Below are 17,853 nucleotides of genomic sequence, written 5' to 3'. Positions count from 1 at the left end.
TCTGCGCCGGCGGCTCTCGGTACAACGGTCCGAAGGATCGTACCGGCCCCTTCGAACGCGATCGAACGCCCGCGGCACTATGACCGGTTTCCTCCGGGTCCCTCCGTACGGATGCCCCGACGCCCCCGAACGCATGGGCGCCGCCCCGGTGTTCACCCGGGTGCCGGCCTGTGCCGCCCCCGGGTGCCGGCCCGGTGCTTCCCGGTCCCCGGCCCGGTGTTCGCCCGGGTGCCGCCTGGTCGCCACCCCGGTCGCCGCCCGGTCCCCGGCCCGGTGTTCGCCCGGGCGTCGCCCCGCGTGCCGCCTGGTCGCCGCCCGGGTGCCGGCCTGTGCCGCCCGGGTGCCGGCCTGTGCCGCCCGGGTGCCGGCCTGTGCCGCCCCGGTCGCCGGCCCCTGTACTGGCCCGGTGCCGCCCGGGTGCCGGCCTGTGCCGGCCCGGTGACAGCGGGCTGCCCCCGGGGGCGCGGGTGGCGCCCCCGGGGGTGGGATCGGGCGTCAGCCGAGGGTCTCGGCCGCCGTCTCGGAGGAGTCGCGCAGGAACGTCGAGCAGCGCTCGTACTCGTCCTTCTCGCCGATCTCGCCGGCCGCCCGCGCCAGCGCGTGCAGCGCCCGCAGGAAGCCGCGGTTGGGCTCGTGCTCCCACGGCACCGGCCCGTGGCCCTTCCAGCCGCTGCGGCGCAGCGCGTCCAGGCCGCGGTGGTAGCCGGTACGGGCGTACGCGTACGACTCGACGACGCGGCCGGCCTCGAACGCCTCGTCGGCGAGCTGGGCCCAGGCCAGCGAAGAGGTCGGGTACTTCGCGGCGACGTCCGCCGGCGCCGTGCCGTTCGCGAGCAGCTCGCGCGGTTCGGGGTCGTCGGGCAGGTGAGTGGGGGGCGGTCCCCCCAGCAGGTTCTCGTGGATGGCCATGGGGCCAGTCTGCCTCAGCGACCGCTCACTGATCGCCCGGGTGCGACCGGCGCCCCCAACCGTGCCCTCGCCGGGGTGCCGGCCGGGACCGATGGCCACCCCGGACTCTGCCCATCGCCCCGGGGCGCCCGGCCCCCGCGCCCGAGCCGTCGCCGGGGACCGAGCGCTCCCCCGGGTTCAGCGGTGGGGCCGTCACCCCGCAGTGGACCTTGCACTCGGGGTGGCAGCCCGGCGCCCCGGCGGGCACCCGGACCGTCGTCCAGGCCAGGACCGCCCCCGCCACCATCAGCCCCGCGCACATCGGCATCGCCCGCCGGAACGTCTCCCCGAACTCCTCCGCCGAGCGGTACGCCTCCGGTCCCATCCCCGCCAGCGCCGGCAGCGCCGCGACCGCGAGCAGCCCCGCCGCGCGGGCCGCCGCGTTGTTGATGCCGCTCGCCAGGCCGGCTCGCCCCACGTGCACCGAGGCCAGGACGGTCGCCGTCAGCGGGGCCACCAGGACGGTCAGGCCGATGCCGAGCACCAGCATGGCCGGCACCACGTCCCGTACGTACGAGGCGTCCTCGCCCACGCGCAGCATCAGGACCATCCCGCCCGCGCACACCAGCGGGCCCACCGTCAGCGGGATCCGCGGCCCGATCTTCTCGCCCAGCTCCCCCGCCTTCGCCGAGAGCAGCAGCATCAGCACGGTGGTCGGCAACAGCGCCGTCCCCGTCGCGAGCGCCGAGTAGCCGGACACCACCTGGAGCTGGAGTGCGACCAGGAAGAAGAAGCCGCCGAGCGCCGCGTACACGCACAGCGTCACCAGATTGACCGAGGTGAACAGCCGGGACGCGAAGACCGACGGCGGCACCATCGCGCTCTCGGCCCGCCGCCGCTCCACGAGGACGAACGCCGCCCCGACCACGACACCCAACGCCCCCGCCCACCACACTCCGGCGATCAGCGCGTACGTGACGAGGCCGAGCCCCCCGGCCGCGAGGACCGCGCCGAGCACGTCGAAGCGGCCGTGGGCGGACTCGTCTCGCGACTCGGGCACGTGCCGCAGCGCGACCGGCACGCACAGCGCGGCCAGCGGCACGTTCAGCAGGAACACCCACCGCCAGCCGGGCCCGTCGACCAGCCAGCCGCCGACGAACGGCCCGATCGCCGCCCCGACCCCGCCGAAGCCGGACCACAGCCCGACGGCCCTGGCCCGGTCCTCCCGGTGGAAGCTCGCCTGGATCAGCGCGAGCGACCCGGGGGTCAGCAGCGCGCCGCCGACGCCCTGGAGGGCGCGGGCGGCGATCAGCACACCGGCGTTCGGCGCGAGCCCGCACAGCAGCGAGGCCACGGCGAACCACACCACCCCGACCACGAACACCCGCCGCCGCCCGTACCGGTCGCCCAGCGCCCCGCCGAGCAGGATGAGGCCGGCGAGCGTGAGCATGTAGGCGTTGACGGTCCACTGGAGCGCGGCCATGTCGGCCCCGAGGTCCTCGCCGATGTGGGGAAGGGCGACGTTGACGACGGTGGAGTCGAGCAGCGCCATCCCCGAGGCGAGGACGGTGGTGAAGACGATCCACCGCCCCGTGCCCGAGGCGAGCCTGATGTCCATGCCTGCCATCGTCCTCGCGGGGGCGGGCCTGTGCACATCCGTGGCGACCCCGGGGAGGGACGGGTGGGCGCAACGGGACGGCGACCTGGCGAGCGCGTCCGCTCCATGACCCCGGCGCCCACGAGACCGGCGTCCGTGTCAGGCCCTCCGCAGCCTGCCCGCCGCCCGCACGAGCGCGTCCACGCCCCGTTCCGCCTTCTTCCGCGGGCAGCCGACGTTCAGCCGGACGAAGCCCGGCGTCCCGTACACCCCGCCCGGCATGATCGCGACCTTCTCGGTCTCCACCAGCTCCCGCTGGAGCGCGGCCTCGTCGATGCCGAGCGGCCGCAGGTCGATCCAGGCCAGGTAGCCCGCCTGCGGGGGCGTCCAGGTCACCCCCGGCAGCCCCTCCGCGAGCCGCTCCTCCACCAGCCGCATCGTTCCGGCCACGTACGCCCGCAGGGAGTCCAGCCACGGCCCGCCCTCCCGGTACGCGGCGATGTGGGCGGTCAGCGAGAGCACGGCCGGAGAGGCGAGCCCCTCACCGGTCTCCATGCGGCGGACGAACGCCTCGCGCTCGTCGGGGTCGCCGATGATCCCGTACGAGCCGGTCAGCGCCGGAAAGTTGAAGGCCTTCGTGCCCGAGGTGATCAGGGCCCAGCGCCGGCCGCGGCCGGCCTCGGTGAAACGGCTCCACGGCAGATGGCGCCGGCCGCCGGCCACCAGGTCCGCGTGGATCTCGTCGCTGACGACCGCGACCCCGTGGCGCTCGGCGAGCCGCGAGAACTCCGCCAGCTCGTCCTCCCGCCAGACCCGGCCCGTCGGGTTGTGCGGCGAGCAGAGCAGCAGCATCCGGCTGTCCGCCCGCGCCAGCTCCGCCTCCAGCGCCTCGGTGTCCCCGACCGGTACGCCGCGCAGCTCACGCCCCAGACCCGTGACGGCCTTGCGAAAGCCGTCGTACGTCGGGGTGTGCACCACCACGCCGTCGCCGGGCTCCGTCCACATCTGGAGCAGCTGCGAGAGCTGGCTCAGCACCGAGGGGGCGTACACCAGCGTCTCGATGTCGAGCGCGGTGTCGTGGCGGGTCGCGTACCAGTGGCGTACCGCCTCCCGGAACGCGCCGAGCCGCCAGTCCGTGTAGCCGAAGACGCCGTGCGCCACCCGCTCCTGAAGCGCCCGCAGCACCTCCGGCGGGGAGGCGAAGTCCATGTCGGAGATGGTGAAGGGGAGCAGCTCACCAGCGCCGAAGCGGTCCGCGATCCCATCCCACTGCACCGACCACGTGCCGTGCCGGTCTATCTCACGGTCGAAGTCGTACGTCGTCGTCACTCAGGCCTCCCGGAGATACGAGGGGCCCGGCACCACCGTGGTGCCGGGCCCTCGCCATACGAACGCCTACTTCAGCTTCGTACCGGTCGAACGCAGCGCCGCGCAGGCCTCGGCCACGCGCGTGGCCATGCCCGCCTCGGCCAGCTTGCCCCAGGTGCGCGGGTCGTAGGTGGACTTCTTGCCGACCTCGCCGTCGACCTTCAGGACACCGTCGTAGTTCTTGAACATGTGGTCCGCCACCGGACGCGTGAAGGCGTACTGGGTGTCGGTGTCGAGGTTCATCTTCACGACGCCGTTCTCCAGCGCGGTGGCGATCTCCTCGGCGGTGGAGCCGGAACCGCCGTGGAAGACGAAGTCGAACGGGGAGGCCTTGCCGTACTTCTCGGCCACGCCCGCCTGCAGGTCCTTGAGCAGCTCGGGACGGAGCACGACGTTGCCCGGCTTGTAGACGCCGTGCACGTTGCCGAAGGAGGCGGCCAGCAGGTAGCGGCCCTTCTCGCCCAGGCCCAGGGCCTCGGCGGTGCGGATCGCGTCGTCGACGGTCGTGTACAGCTCGTCGTTGATCTCGTGGCTGACGCCGTCCTCCTCGCCACCGGTCGGGGTGATCTCGACCTCGAGGATGATCTTGGCGGCGACGGCCTTGGCCAGCAGCTCCTGGCCGATGGCCAGGTTGTCGGCGAGGGTCTCGGCGGAGCCGTCCCACATGTGGGACTGGAACAGCGGGTTCTTGCCGGCCTTGACGCGCTCGGCGGAGATGTCGAGCAGCGGACGGACGTAGCCGTCCAGCTTGTCCTTCGGGCAGTGGTCGGTGTGGAGGGCGACCGTGATGTCGTACTTGGCGGCGACGATGTGCGCGAACTCGGCCAGGGCAACGGCGCCCGTGACCATGTCCTTGTTGTGCTGGCCGCCCAGGAACTCGGCTCCGCCGGTCGAAATCTGGATGATGCCGTCGCTCTCGGCCTCCGCGAAGCCCCGCAGGGCAGCGTGCAGGGTCTGGGACGAGGTCACGTTGATGGCCGGGTAGGCGAACTTGCCTGCCTTCGCCCGGTCGAGCATCTCGTTGTAGACCTCGGGGGTTGCGATGGGCATTCGTCCGCTCCTTGTGATGTGCGGGTGTGTGCGTGGCGTTGCTTGGCCCTGACCTGGGGCGACGTCATCGTCGGGGCCCATCTTTCCAGACTCTTCCGCGGACACCATGGGGAAGGGGCGGAGCGTTTCACGTGAAACACTCCGCCCCTTGCCAAAGCCCCAGGTCAGAGCCGCTCCGTGAGCGGCCCGGGACCTAAGTCACGACTTTGCCTCGATCAGGCGAGGTTCAGGCGAGACCGAGGTCGCCCAGCTGGTATCCGGTGAGGTACGGCAGACCGGCCTCGGCGATCGCACCCGCGGCGCCGCGGTCGACGATCGTGGCCACGGCGACGACCTCGCCGCCCGCCTCGCGCACCGCCTCGACCGCGGTCAGCGGCGAACCGCCGGTGGTGGAGGTGTCCTCGACGACCAGGCAGCGACGGCCCTTGACGTCCGTGCCCTCGATCCGGCGCTGCATGCCGTGCGCCTTCTGGGCCTTCCGGACGACGAAGGCGTCCAGGCGCTGCCCGCGCGCGGCGGAGGCGTGCAGCATCGAGGTGGCCACCGGGTCGGCGCCCAGCGTGAGGCCGCCCACGCAGTCGAAGTCCAGCTCGGCGGTGAGGTCGAGCATGACCTGACCGACCAGCGGTGCGGCCTCGCCGTCCAGCGTGATCCGGCGCAGGTCGATGTAGTAGTCGGCCTCACGACCCGAGGAGAGGGTCACCTTGCCGTGCACCACGGCCTTGTCCTTGATCTGCTGGAGCAGCTCAGCGCGTACGTCAGTCATGCTCATGAGCTTAAGCCGCCTCGGCTCGAAGCCGCCGCCAGGCCAGCGTGGCCTCGATCTCCAGGGGATCGATGGGGGTGACAAGACGAGGAAGCGTGTTGAGGCCGTTCGGCGGACCGGACTGCGGCTCGACGCACACGGCCGCCTCCTGCTCGTCGTAGATCACGACCCACTCGGTGCGGCTGGTCACCTTCAGCTCCAGCTGCTCCGGCCAGGTGAGGGTGACGTCGACGCCGTCGGACATGCCGAAGCAGTCGTCCCAGGGACCGGGGGTAGGGCCGATCCGGCGCCCGGTGGGGAGATGGTCGGAGCCGCGTTCCTCCTGCCAGTCGGCGGTGAAGTCGATCCGTACGTCCTTGCCGCCGCCGAGGCTCCGGTTGAACCAGGGGTGCCAGCCGGCCTGGGCCGGGAAGGAGTCGGCGTAGGTCTCGACACCGAGCTGGAGCGTGAGCGAGTCCTCGGTGAGCGCGAAGGTCTGGGTGACCCGGCCGGCGTACGGCCAGGGGTCCGCGAGCTCGTACGTGAACGCCGCCGTGCGCCCGTCGTCCTCCGTCCGGGCGGCCCGCCACGCGGTGTCGCGGCCGGTGCCGTGGGTGGCGTGCGGCGGGGAGTTGAGGGGCATCTGGTACTTTTCGCCCCCGTTGCGGAACTGGCCCAGCTCGATCCGTCCGCACCACGGGACCATCGGGAAGCACCCGTACCGCTCGCCCTGGCGCAGCAGTTCCATGCCGCCGATCCGCAGGCTCTCGATCCGGCAGCCGTTGTCGGGGTTGATGGTCAACTCGGCGTCGGCCGCCGTCAGTCGTGTCAGCTCGCTCACGCCGTCGACCCTAGTGGCCCCGCGCCCCGGGGGAGGTCAGCGGCGGCGCCGGAGGGCGCGGCCGACGACGACCGCGGAGGCGAGCGCGAGGGCGGCGGCGGGGGCGATCCAGCGCAGGGTGGCGCCCGCGGTGGTGGACTCGGGGGCCGGGACGGGGGCGTACCGGCCGCGCGGCGGGGCGTGGTCGACCTCCTCGGCGCTGCGCCCGATCATCGTCCGCCGCGCGTGGGCGGCCTCGACGGCGGGGGGTTCGGCGGGGTACTCGACCGGCGTGTCGTCGAAGTCACCGCTCAGGAAGGGGTCGAGCGAGGGCTGGGGGACCTGTGACTCGACGGGCGACGGGCGGTGGGGTTCCTCGATCCCGTCGTCGACTCCGTCGCTGTCGATGTCGGCCTCGTCGTCGACCTCGTCGACCGCCTCGGCCTCGTCGACCGCCTCGCCGTCGGCGCCGAGGCCCGCCTCCAGGTCCGCCTCCAGGTCCGCCTCGGCCACGTCCTCGGCCTTCTCCGGCCCGGTTTCCGCTACGGCGGTCAGTCCCGCCACGAACTTCTCGATCAGCCGCTGGGCCGCCGATTCCCGTGTCTCCTCGGAGAGGTCCGCGAGGCGGCCGGCCTGCTTCACGGTGCCCGAGAAGGTGAGCGTCGTGCCGTCGGCCACCGGGGTGAGGGCGATCGCCAGGGACAGCTTCACCGAGGCCTTGCCACGGACCTCGCTGCCCTTGCCCTCGACGGCGATGACTCCGCCGTCCCGTTCGGACAGCCGCAGCGCGCCGCGGTAGGTGATGGTGTTGCCGCCGGCCCGGATCTTCAGGCGGCCCGAGAGGGGGCCCGCCTGCGCGTCGGCGTCCTGCTGGAGCCCGGGGACGCAGCGCGCCACCCGTGCGGGGTCCGTCAGCGTCGCGCGCAGGACATCGGCCGGGACCGGAACGAACACCTCATGCTCCATGGAAGCCGAGCCTACTCAGACCGGGCGCCGCCGTCGCCTGTTTGTCGCTCCCCCGTTGCGGGCGCTCAGCCGCCGTAGCGCGGGTGGACCAGCGTCGACGGCGGAGGTGCGGCCTCCCGCGCGTCCCGGGTCAGCTCCACGGCCCACGCCCCCGTCGCCAGGGCGTCCGCCGTCAGGGACCGCAGCGGGGGCACGTCGGGGGCGAGGCCCAGCTCGGGCGGGTACGTGCCCGCGACCGCCAGGACGTACCCCCAGTCCCCCGCGCCCGTACCTGCCCCCGTACCCGTACCCGTACCGATGCCCGCCTTCGCCCCCGCCTCCGTCGCGCCGGCGGAGCGGTCGGCGCGCTCGGCCCGGTCGGGTCCCGCGGCGAGGCTCGCCCCGCGCCCGTGCGCGCTGTAGGGCCGGGTCGCGAAACCGGCCGCGCGCAGGGTGGAGTCCACCGTCCAGAAGGTGCGCGGGCGGGCCGAGGCCGAGCCGGCGTGGACGACGAGCCGTCCGCCGTCGGCGAGGACCCGGGACGCGAGCCCGTAGAACTCCTCGGAGTACAGCTTGGTGCTGGCGGAGATCCCGGGGTCGGGCAGGTCCGAGATCACCACGTCGTACCGCTCGCCGGCGCCCGCCCCGCGCAGCCAGCGGAACGCGTCCGCGAACGCCACCCGCACGCGCGGGTCCCGGTAGGCGTTGCCGTTGAGGGTGGCGAGCTCGGGGTGGGTCCGGGCGAGCCGTACGACTCCGGGGTCGAGCTCGACGACGGTGACCGAGCGGACGTCGGCGTAGCGCAGCACCTCGCGAGCGGCGAGGCCGTCACCGCCGCCGATGATCAGCACCCGGGCGCGCGGCCCGTTCATCGCGGGGTGCACCAGCGACTCGTGATAGCGGTACTCGTCCTGTCCGCCGACCCGCAGCCGCCCGTCCACGAAGAGGTCCGGCGGTCCCCCACGCTCCCCCGTCACCACCACTTCCTGCAGGTCGGTGCGGACGGCGACCCGCACGCTGTCGCCGTACACCGCGCGGCGCGCCGCCTCCTCGAAGTCGTCGACGAGGACGGTGGCGGTGGCGAGGACGGCGAGGACGGCCAGGTTCGTGCCGATCAGCAGCGCCCGGGAGCGGCGGGTCAGATCGCGCCGGAACAGCCACAGCACCAGGCCGCCGCCCGCCACCGCGTTCACCGCGCCGGTCACGAGCGCGCCGGTGAGCTGGCCGAGCCAGGGCAGCAGCAGGAACGGGAAGGCGAGGCCGCCGACCAGCGCGCCGACGTAGTCGGCGGCGAAGAGGTCGGCGACCGTGCCCGCCGGATCCCTGTCGTACTGCTTGTCGGCGTACTGCTTGTCGTCGTACTGCTTGTCGGCGCACTGCCTGTCGTCGTACTGCCTGTCGTCGTACTGCCTGTCGTCGTACTGCTTGTCCCGCACGCCGTAGGAACGCCCCGACTCCGCCCGCTGGATGAGCGACATCAGCAGCGGGATCTCCGCCCCGATCAGCACCCCGATGGCGAGGGAGAACGCCACCAGGACGTACCGCGCCTCGCCCAGCCAGGCGAACGCGGCGTACAGAACGAGGGCGGAGCAGCCGCCGACCAGCGCCAGCCCGCCCTCGACCAGGCCGAAGCCGACGGCGGCACGGCAGCGCAGCCGCTTGGCGAGCAGCGAGCCGACGCCCATCGCGAACACCATCACGGACAGGACCACGGAGGCCTGGGTGACCGAGTCGCCGATCAAGTACGAGGCGAGCGCGACCAGTTCCAGCTCGTAGACGAGTCCGCACGCGGCGCAGACGAACACGACGACGAGAACCGGAAACCGCACCGCAGTCGGCCGAACGGGCAGCCGCGTCACCCTCTTGGGTGGCATGGTCACGGGCGGATCGATCATGTTCGTAACGCTACGTCACACAAGTTTCGCCGCCTGTCACCCACACGAGTGCACCTGAGGCTCCGAGACGGCGCGTTACAGCGTTGCGGGCATACGAACGCCGATCTGGGTCCTGGTGACCACGAGCTGCCCTTCCTGCGGGTACGCGTGCCAGGTACGCCAGCGGACCTGGCCCTCGTGGCGCTGCGCCAGCATCGCCGTGAAGGCGTAGGGAGAGCCGGGGAACGTCCCGGCGAGGCCGTTGGGATGGTCGGTGACGAGCGCGAGCAACTCCTGGGCACGGCCCGCGAACGAGCCGTGCGAGAGCGTTTCGACGCGCGCCGCGAATTCGTACTCCCATCCGCCGATGCGCTTGGAAACACCCAGTGGCAGCGGCGTACTGCTGCCGGGCATACAGGCGACGGTCTCCGAGCAGCTGTGCTCCTCTTCCTCCAGAAGCACCTGATGGGAGGCGCCGAGCAGCCGCAACTGCAGCTTGGCGCCGGTCAGTTCGAGGTCGAGTACGGCGAGGGCGGGCAGCGGCTCGCGCCCGAGTGCCCAGGCCAGGTCGGCCGCACGCGTGTCGGTGTAGGAGGTCTTCAGGGTCGTGAGCATGGGTCGGCTCCGCAAACACGGTTTGACGGGTGGGCCGGGGGCGCCCCGGAGAAAGGGTTCAACGGGAGTGGGGGATCGCCGGCTCGGGTCCACACACGGTCCGAGGGCTGTCTCTTAACAAGAGCGAGGGAATCATGGACTTCGAGCGACTCGCAGCGTTTTTACCCAACTTGCATTGGTTTCCATCCCCTTCGGGGACCCCACAGTTCAATTGTTCACTCAGGCTCGAAGATCGGCCTACAACACGAAGGTGCCCGGCGGATGTTGGACCGGCCGGGCACCTGGTGATCGCGGGGGCGACTGCCCCGTGTCAGTCGCCCCCGCCGCCGCCACCGCCGCAGCCGCCCCCGCCGCCACCGCCGCCACCGCCGCCACCGCAGGACGAACCGCCTCCGCACGAGCCCCCGCCCCCGCAGGACGAACCGCCCCCGCCGTCGGCCCAGCGGCGCCGCCGCGCGCTCCGCCGCCGGTTGCGGGCGTTGGACGCCAGGCCCATCACCACGATCAGCACGATGAATCCGATGACCAGAAATTCCATCCGTGACACCCCCGTAGGTCTGTTGTGTGAGGGGGATGCCCCTCACGGCTCACGGCCAAATCCGACTTGAGGAACTCCAGAGCTTCAGCTGCAGGAGGAGGAAGAGCTGGAGCAGGACGAGCACGACGAGCTCGAACAGGACGAGCTCGAGCACGATGACGTGGACGTCGAGCAGGAGGAGGACGATGAGGACGAGGAGGACGATGAGGACGAGGAGGTCGACGCCGAGGTGTGCGTGGCCGGACCGGCCCACCAGCTGTCGGCGCCGGGCCGCGGGGTGCTCCTCAGCCCTCGTGCCACCACCCACACGACGATCCCGATGACGGCCGCGATGCCGGCCGTGAAGAGAAGGATTCCCATGGCCTGGCGATCCCCTGTCGGCGACCGCCCCAAAGCGCACTTGAGGAACTCCAGAGCTTCGGCCCAGGATGGCCCCCATGACACGACCGCTGCTCAATCGCCGGCTCGCCGAGTTCGGGACGACGATCTTCGCCGAGATGTCCGCGCTGGCCGTCCGGACCGGGGCGATCAATCTCGGGCAGGGTTTTCCCGACACCGACGGCCCGGAGGAGATCCGGGAGGCCGCGGTCCGCGCGCTGCGCGACGGGCGCGGCAACCAGTACCCGCCGGGACCGGGTGTTCCGGAGCTGCGCACGGCCGTCGCCGAGCACCAGCTGAAGCGGTACGGACTCGCGTACGACCCCGACACGGAGGTCCTCGTCACGGCGGGCGCGACCGAGGCGATCGCCGCCTGTCTGCTCGCCCTCGTCGAGCCGGGCGACGAGGTGATCGCCCTGGAGCCGTACTACGACTCGTACGCCGCGTGCATCGCGATGGCGGGCGGCACCCGCGTCCCGGTCACCCTGCGCCCGCACGACGGCGCCTACCACCTGGACCTGGACGAGCTGCGGGCGGCGGTCACCGACCGGACCCGGCTGATCCTCCTCAACACCCCGCACAATCCCACCGGCACGGTCCTCGACCGCGCCGAGCTCACCGCCGTCGCCGAGCTCGCCCAGGAGCGGGACCTGCTCGTCGTCACCGACGAGGTGTACGAGCACCTCGTGTTCGACGACGCCGAGCACCTGCCGATCGCGAGCCTGCCGGGGATGCGGGAGCGCACGGTCACGATCGGATCGGCCGGCAAGACCTTCTCCTTCACCGGCTGGAAGGTCGGCTGGATCACCGCGCCCCCCGAACTGACCACCGCCGTCCGGTCCGCCAAGCAGTTCCTGACGTACGTCTCCTCGGGCCCGTTCCAGTACGCCGTCGCCGAGGCGCTGCGCCTGCCCGACACGTACTTCGACGGCCTGCGCGCCGATCTGCTCGCCAAGCGCGACCTGCTCTGCGACGGCCTGGCCCAGGCGGGCTTCGAGGTCTACCGCCCGGCCGGCACGTACTTCGTCACCACCGACATCCGCCCGCTCGGCACGTCCGACGGCTTCGCCTTCTGCCGCGCGCTCCCCGAGCGCGCGGGCGTGGTCGCGATCCCCAACGCCGTCTTCTACGACCACCGGGACGCGGGCGCGCCGTTCGTACGCTTCGCGTTCTGCAAGCGCACGGACGTCCTCACGGAGGCGGTGTCCCGCCTGAAGCGGCTGTGACCCCGCCGCCGGTCCGGAGCGCGTGCGGGCAAGGGCGCGCCGGAGGCTGACCGCCTCGGCGCGGGCCGCCTCGCCCCGGCAGGGGGCCAGGGCCAGCATGCCGGCGCAGCCGCCGACGGGCCCGGCGGAGTTCTTCGACTGACAGCCGGCGCGGGAGCCGAAGGCCGTTCAGGATCCGGGCGCACCGCGCGCTGAAGTCCGCACACGCGTCGTGACGCACGGTCAGCCATCGTCCGCGTCCGGCTGTCGCCGGCTGCCGCGGGATGCCTGCTCGACCAGGTTCCGTACGAGGTCGATGCCTTGCGCGGAGGAGGTGGCGACGGCGGCCGCGCGCAGGGCCACGGCCTGGACGTCCTTGCGGCGCATCGCGGTGACGAGGGCCAGCTGGGCGACCGTCTGGTCGGCGACGTCGTCGTCGACGAAGTAGGCGACGGGCACGCCGAAGAAGACGCCGAGGGCGCGCAGCGTCCCGATGGTGGGGTTGGCCGCCTTGCCGTTCATGATCATCGAGAGCCGGCCGACGCTCAGTGACGTCCCGTCGGGGTCGTCGGCGTTCTTGATGCCGTCGACGACCTCCTGCAGGGTGTGCCGCCGGCCCAGGGGCTGGACGTGCTCGAAGAGGTACTCCAGGCGCGCGGCGAGCCGTCGTGCCTCCCGGCCTTCCGTGTCACCCACTGGTGATCGCCCTCTCTGCCCCCGTGACCGTCGGAGGCAGTATGGCGCAGCGCCTCTTGTCACGGCGACACGCGCGCGCCGCCGCGCGGGGCGGAAAGTTTCACCCGGGCGGGCTCACGGCTCGCGCGCGCCCCCTCCGGAGCGTGCCGATTGTCGGGTAGACCGACTTCCCGGGCCGACCCGATTCCCGTGCGCACGGAGGTGCACCCTGTCCGCCGAGACTCTCGACCGCCCGGTCTCGTCCGCCGCTGTCCGCAGCGCCCCTCGCCGGCGGGCCTCGCTGTACCGGGCCGCCCCCGCGCTCGGTCTGTTCGCCGCCGCGCGGCTGACCGGGATGCTCGTCCTCGCGGGCTGGGCCTGGCACACCGGCCGCTCACCGCGCGCGCTGCTCGCGAAGTCCTGGGACTCCGACTGGTACACCCGGATCGCGGCGCACGGCTACGGCCACACGCTCCACTGGCCCGACGGCGTCGTCCAGTCCGACCTGGCCTTCTTCCCGCTGTATCCGGGACTGGTCCGGGCCGTGACGACCGTCCTGCCCGTCACGGGCGGCACCGCGGGGCTGCTCCTGTCGTGGCTCTCGGCCGGCGCGGCGGCGTGGGGGATCTATCTGATCGGCGAACGGCTGTACGGGCGTCCCACCGCGGTCGTCCTGGTGCTGCTCTGGGGCCTGCTGCCCCACTCGATCGTCCTGACCATGGCGTACACCGAGCCCCTGATGACGGCCCTGGCCGCCTGGTCGCTGTACGCCGTGCTCACCCGGCGCTGGCTGTGGGCGGGCACGCTGGCCGCCCTGGCCGGCCTCTCCCGCCCCAACGGGGTCGCGATCGCGGCGGCGGTCCTGGTGGCGGCGGTGTACGCGATGTGGCGCCGTGAAGGGAACTGGCGGGCGGGGGCGGGGGCCGTGCTCGCTCCCGTCGGGTGGGTCTCGTACCTGCTCTGGGTCGGCGCCCGGCGGGGTGATCTGCTCGGCGGGTACTTCGCCGTCCAGGACGGCTGGACCTCCCGGTTCGACTTCGGGATCGGCGCGCTGCGCTTCGTACGGGACATGCTGAGGGGGCCGACGCAGTTCGGCTTCGCGATGGCGCTGGTGATCACGGGCGCGGGGGTGCTGCTGTTCGCGCTGCTCGCGCTGGTGGAGCGGCCGCCGCTGCCGATCCTGGTCTACACGGCCGTGCTCGTCGTGATCACGGTCTTCGGCTCCGGGTTCTTCGAGTCCAAGCCGCGCTTCCTGCTCCCCGCGTTCCCGCTGCTGCTGCCGCCTGCCCACGCACTGGCGAAAGCCCGGCCGGGAGCCGCGATCGTGGTGATCACGGCCCTGGCCGGGCTGTCGTTCGGCTACGGGGTGTACGCGCTGACGCTCGCGCGCATGGCCCTGTGAAGACCCGAGGGCTACTCGCCCTCGGCCTCCTTGTCCTCGGGGGACTCCAGGCCGAACTGCTCCACGAGCCACTTGTCGAACTCGATGGACGCGCGGACCCAGCTGACGGTGGAGGACACGAAGTGCTCCAGCGCGACGCCGGTGCCGATCAGCATCTGGGCCTCACCGATGAGGCGGAGGGTGGCGGAGCCGTCCTCCTCCTCGTGCAGGTGCGTGTACACCTTGGGCCACAGGGTGCGGCGGTTCCAGTCGTCGATCGCGTCGAGAACCTTGGCGCGGTCGTCGGCCGAGTGCGGCCGGTCGTAGAACGTCCGCACCGAGAAGACACGCTGGTCCTCCTCGCCGCGGAACATGAAGTACGTCCGGAATTCCTCCCACGGCGCCGCGAGGTCACCCTCGTCGTCGACGACGTACTTCAGCTCCATCTGGTCGAGGAGCTGCTTGACCAGGTCCTGGTCGGGGACGACGGGGCCCGCCGGTCCTGCGGCCTGAGGCTGGGGCTGGCCCCCGAAATTCGGAATCGAGGACGGGTCGATGCTCACCGTGAATATCCCTTCGTACGGTTGCCGCCATCCTCCCCCATGCCGGGCGGTACGGCGCAAGCCCCACCTCCCACGATCCGCTGCGGGCTGACAAGATCTGGTGCCTATGGGGGACAAAGTAAGACCGGTGAGGCCGCGCCTGTCGACATGGATCTGGGCTTCGGTGCTGGTGTCGTTCCTCTGCGGGGGCCCGCTGGCGCTGGTGGCCTGGACCGTGTGGGAGTGGAAGGACGTCGGCAGGGCGCAGCCCGTCGACTGCACGAAGGCGATGGCGTTCGCGGAGGCGACCCTGCCGAAGAGCGCCTGGGACGCGCGGTGCACGGCGACCCACTGGCAGGACACGTTCGTCGACGTGGAATTCCGGATGCCGCGGCGCGAGGTCCGGCCGTGGCTGGCGGGGACGTACCCGGGCCACGAGCCGCCCCCGTCCTGCCATGCCGACGTCTGCCTCGACGTGGGGTACGGCGAGCCACCGGCACCCGGCGGGGCGGCCGCCGTGAACGTGAAGGTGACGTACGAGGACGGCGACACCGCCCTCGTACATCTCGGGGCCTTCGACCTCTGACCGCGGCCCGACTGCCTGCCTACTGCGCCGCGCCCACGATCAGGCCCTCCTCGAAGCGGTCCACCCGGACCGTGTCGCCGTCCCTGACCTCGCCCGCGAGGATCTCCTTCGCGAGCCGGTCGCCGATCGCCGTCTGGATCAGGCGGCGCAGCGGGCGGGCGCCGTACGCCGGGTCCATGCCCTCGTCGGCCAGCCACTCCAGCGCGGCGGGCGTGACGTCGAGCGTGAGCCGGCGCTCGGCCAGGCGCTTGGCCAGGCGGTCGATCTGGAGGCGCGCGATCCGCCCCAGCTCGGCCTTGTCGAGGGCCGAGAAGACCACCAGGTCGTCCAGCCGGTTGAGGAACTCCGGCTTGAAGGACGCCCTCACCACCTCCAGGACCTGCTCCTTCTTCGCCTCCTCGGAGGTGAGCGGGTCCATCAGGTACTGGCTGCCCAGGTTGGACGTCAGGATCAGGATGGTGTTGCGGAAGTCCACCGTCCGCCCCTGGCCGTCGGTGAGCCGGCCGTCGTCGAGGACCTGGAGCAGGATGTCGAAGACCTCCGGGTGGGCCTTCTCCACCTCGTCGAGCAGTACGACGCTGTACGGGCGACGGCGGACCGCCTCCGTGAGCTGGCCGCCCTCCTCGTAGCCGACGTAGCCGGGGGGCGCGCCGACGAGCCGGGCGACGGAGTGCTTCTCGCCGTACTCCGACATGTCGATGCGGACCATGGCCCGCTCGTCGTCGAAGAGGAAGTCCGCGAGCGCCTTCGCCAGCTCGGTCTTGCCGACACCGGTCGGGCCGAGGAAGAGGAAGGAGCCGGTGGGCCGGTCGGGGTCGGCGATCCCGGCGCGCGTGCGGCGCACGGCGTCGGAGACGGCCCGCACGGCCTCGCTCTGGCCGATCAGCCGCTTGCCGATCTCGTCCTCCATGCGCAGCAGCTTCTGCGTCTCGCCCTCCAGGAGGCGGCCGGCGGGGATGCCGGTCCAGGAGCCGACCACGTCCGCGATGTCGTCCGGTCCGACCTCCTCCTTGACCATAGTGTCCTTGGAGACCTCCTGCTCGGCCTCGGACGCCTCCTCCAGCTCCCGCTCGAGCGCGGGAATCTCGCCGTACAGCAGCTTGGAGGCGGTGTCGAAGTCGCCGTCGCGCTGGGCGCGCTCGGCGCGGCCGCGGAGCTCGTCGAGCTGTTCCTTCAGCTCGCCGACGCGGTTGAGGGACTGCTTCTCCTTCTCCCAGCGGGCGGTCAGGCCGCGCAGCTCCTCCTCGCGGTCGGCGAGGTCGCGGCGCAGCTTCTCCAGGCGCTGCTTGCTCGCCTCGTCGGTCTCGTTCTTGAGGGCGAGCTCCTCCATGTGCAGCCGGTCGACCGAGCGCTGGAGCTCGTCGATCTCGACGGGCGAGGAGTCGATCTCCATGCGGAGCCGGGAGGCGGACTCGTCGACGAGGTCGATGGCCTTGTCGGGCAGGAAGCGGGAGGTGATGTACCGGTCGGAGAGGGTGGCGGCGGCCACCAGGGCCGAGTCGGCGATCTGGACCTTGTGGTGGGCCTCGTACCGCCCCTTGAGTCCGCGCAGGATCGCGATGGTGTCCTCGACGCTGGGCTCGGCGACCAGGACCTGCTGGAAGCGGCGCTCCAGGGCGGGGTCCTTCTCGATCCGCTCGCGGTACTCGTCGAGGGTCGTCGCGCCGACCATGCGCAGCTCGCCGCGGGCCAGCATCGGCTTGAGCATGTTGCCGGCGTCCATGGCCGAGTCGCCGCCGGCGCCCGCGCCGACGACGGTGTGCAGCTCGTCGATGAAGGTGATGATCTGGCCGTCGCTCGCCTTGATCTCGGACAGGACGGTCTTCAGGCGCTCCTCGAACTCACCGCGGTACTTGGCACCGGCGACCATCGCGCCGAGGTCGAGCGCGACCAGGCGCTTGTTGCGGAGCGACTCGGGGACGTCACCCTTCACGATCCGCTGCGCGAGCCCCTCGACGACGGCTGTCTTGCCGACGCCGGGCTCGCCGATGAGGACCGGGTTGTTCTTCGTGCGGCGGGAGAGCACCTGGACGACGCGCCGGATCTCCTGGTCGCGCCCGATGACGGGGTCCAGCTTTCCCTCGCGCGCGGCCGCCGTGAAGTCCGTACCGAACTTCTCCAGCGCCTTGTACTGACCCTCCGGGTCGGGTGTGGTCACCCGGCGCCCTCCCCTGCTCTTCTCGAACGCGTCAAGGAGCTTCTTCGCGCTCGCCCCCTGCCGGTCGAGGATCTCACCCGCCTGGCCGCCCTTCGCCGCGATCCCGATGAGCAGGTGCTCGGTGGACAGGTACTCGTCCCCGAGCTCCTTGGCGCGCTCGGCGGCGTCGGCGATGACGGCGAGCAGCTCCCGGTTGGGCTGCGGCGGCGCGACCGTGGAGCCGGTCACGCTGGGCTGCGCGGCGAGCAGCCGCTCCGCACCGGACCGTACAGCGGCCTGGTCGGCCTCGACGGCGGCGAGCAGGTCGATGATGTTCTCGTTGTCCTGACCCGCGAGCAGCGCCAGCAGAAGATGCGCGGGGGTCAGATCCGGGTGCCCCTGGGACACGGCGCGGCTGGTGGCCGCGTTGATCGCGTCCCGGCTCTTGTTGGTCAGTTCGGCGTCCACGTGCGGTGTCTCCTCCTCGGCGTACGGCTACACACGGTCTA

17 protein-coding genes are annotated in these 17,853 nt (G+C 72.2%); 3 read left to right on the top strand and 14 right to left on the bottom strand.

Annotated features, from left to right (window positions below; genetic code table 11):
• Positions 1-495: 495 nt before the first annotated feature.
• The 11 genes from FDM97_RS01350 to FDM97_RS35645 form a co-directional block, all read right to left on the bottom strand.
• Positions 496-909, bottom strand: coding sequence for a DUF3151 domain-containing protein (locus FDM97_RS01350; protein ID WP_137988440.1), 414 nt, complete (start codon positions 907-909; stop codon positions 496-498).
• 25 nt (positions 910-934) lie between these two features.
• Positions 935-2,506, bottom strand: a complete 1,572-nt coding sequence (locus tag FDM97_RS01345; RefSeq protein ID WP_137988439.1) for an MFS transporter — start codon at positions 2,504-2,506, stop codon at positions 935-937.
• 138 nt (positions 2,507-2,644) lie between these two features.
• Positions 2,645-3,814 carry a MalY/PatB family protein gene (locus FDM97_RS01340; RefSeq protein ID WP_137988438.1) on the bottom strand — a complete coding sequence of 390 codons (1,170 nt, stop codon included), beginning with the start codon at positions 3,812-3,814 and terminating at the stop codon, positions 2,645-2,647.
• A gap of 66 nt (positions 3,815-3,880) precedes the next feature.
• Positions 3,881-4,903 carry a class II fructose-bisphosphate aldolase gene (gene fbaA / locus FDM97_RS01335; RefSeq protein ID WP_137988437.1) on the bottom strand — a complete coding sequence of 341 codons (1,023 nt, stop codon included), beginning with the start codon at positions 4,901-4,903 and terminating at the stop codon, positions 3,881-3,883.
• A 226-nt stretch (positions 4,904-5,129) separates the two neighbouring features.
• A complete protein-coding gene (gene pyrE / locus FDM97_RS01330) occupies positions 5,130-5,669 on the bottom strand; it encodes an orotate phosphoribosyltransferase (protein WP_137988436.1) in 540 nt (179 codons plus the stop codon).
• Positions 5,670-5,679: 10 nt separating this feature from the next.
• Complete coding sequence (locus tag FDM97_RS01325) at positions 5,680-6,489, bottom strand: aldose epimerase family protein (protein ID WP_137988435.1); 810 nt, start codon at positions 6,487-6,489, stop codon at positions 5,680-5,682.
• 36 nt (positions 6,490-6,525) lie between these two features.
• A complete protein-coding gene (locus tag FDM97_RS01320) occupies positions 6,526-7,434 on the bottom strand; it encodes an SRPBCC domain-containing protein (RefSeq protein WP_137988434.1) in 909 nt (302 codons plus the stop codon).
• 65 nt (positions 7,435-7,499) lie between these two features.
• A complete protein-coding gene (locus FDM97_RS01315) occupies positions 7,500-9,308 on the bottom strand; it encodes a spermidine synthase (protein ID WP_432816186.1) in 1,809 nt (602 codons plus the stop codon).
• A 75-nt stretch (positions 9,309-9,383) separates the two neighbouring features.
• On the bottom strand, positions 9,384-9,902 hold the full coding sequence (locus tag FDM97_RS01310; RefSeq protein ID WP_137988433.1) for a DUF2617 family protein: 519 nt from the start codon (positions 9,900-9,902) through the stop codon (positions 9,384-9,386).
• Between the two features lie 310 nt (positions 9,903-10,212).
• The gene (locus FDM97_RS01305; protein WP_137988432.1) at positions 10,213-10,440 is read right to left on the bottom strand and encodes a hypothetical protein; all 228 of its coding nucleotides are present in this window, start codon (positions 10,438-10,440) and stop codon (positions 10,213-10,215) included.
• A 49-nt stretch (positions 10,441-10,489) separates the two neighbouring features.
• Entirely contained in the window at positions 10,490-10,747 is a 258-nt protein-coding gene (locus FDM97_RS35645; protein ID WP_175438999.1) for a hypothetical protein, read from the bottom strand.
• Positions 10,748-10,868: 121 nt separating this feature from the next.
• On the opposite strand from FDM97_RS35645, the gene FDM97_RS01295 reads away from it, so the two are divergent.
• Complete coding sequence (locus FDM97_RS01295; RefSeq protein ID WP_137988431.1) at positions 10,869-12,044, top strand: pyridoxal phosphate-dependent aminotransferase; 1,176 nt, start codon at positions 10,869-10,871, stop codon at positions 12,042-12,044.
• A 222-nt stretch (positions 12,045-12,266) separates the two neighbouring features.
• On the opposite strand, the gene FDM97_RS01290 is transcribed toward FDM97_RS01295, so the two are convergent.
• Positions 12,267-12,719, bottom strand: coding sequence for a hypothetical protein (locus tag FDM97_RS01290; RefSeq protein ID WP_137988430.1), 453 nt, complete (start codon positions 12,717-12,719; stop codon positions 12,267-12,269).
• A 208-nt stretch (positions 12,720-12,927) separates the two neighbouring features.
• Here FDM97_RS01290 and FDM97_RS01280 point away from each other — a divergent pair, with 208 nt between their 5' ends.
• Complete coding sequence (locus FDM97_RS01280; protein ID WP_432816273.1) at positions 12,928-14,100, top strand: glycosyltransferase family 39 protein; 1,173 nt, start codon at positions 12,928-12,930, stop codon at positions 14,098-14,100.
• Positions 14,101-14,111: 11 nt separating this feature from the next.
• On the opposite strand, the gene FDM97_RS01275 is transcribed toward FDM97_RS01280, so the two are convergent.
• Entirely contained in the window at positions 14,112-14,642 is a 531-nt protein-coding gene (locus FDM97_RS01275) for a type III secretion system chaperone family protein (RefSeq protein WP_137988427.1), read from the bottom strand.
• 127 nt (positions 14,643-14,769) lie between these two features.
• On the opposite strand from FDM97_RS01275, the gene FDM97_RS01270 reads away from it, so the two are divergent.
• Positions 14,770-15,207 (top strand): hypothetical protein, encoded by a 438-nt coding sequence (locus tag FDM97_RS01270; protein WP_137988426.1) that lies wholly within the window; start codon positions 14,770-14,772, stop codon positions 15,205-15,207.
• A 19-nt stretch (positions 15,208-15,226) separates the two neighbouring features.
• Here FDM97_RS01270 and clpB read toward each other — a convergent pair whose 3' ends face one another.
• Positions 15,227-17,812 carry an ATP-dependent chaperone ClpB gene (gene clpB, locus FDM97_RS01265; RefSeq protein WP_137988425.1) on the bottom strand — a complete coding sequence of 862 codons (2,586 nt, stop codon included), beginning with the start codon at positions 17,810-17,812 and terminating at the stop codon, positions 15,227-15,229.
• Positions 17,813-17,853 lie beyond the last annotated feature (41 nt).

Source organism: Streptomyces vilmorinianum, from assembly GCF_005517195.1.
Taxonomy (GTDB): Bacteria; Actinomycetota; Actinomycetes; order Streptomycetales; family Streptomycetaceae; genus Streptomyces; species Streptomyces vilmorinianum.
The sequence above is the reverse complement of the archived record's forward strand: the minus strand, read 5'-3'. Positions and strand labels throughout refer to the sequence as shown.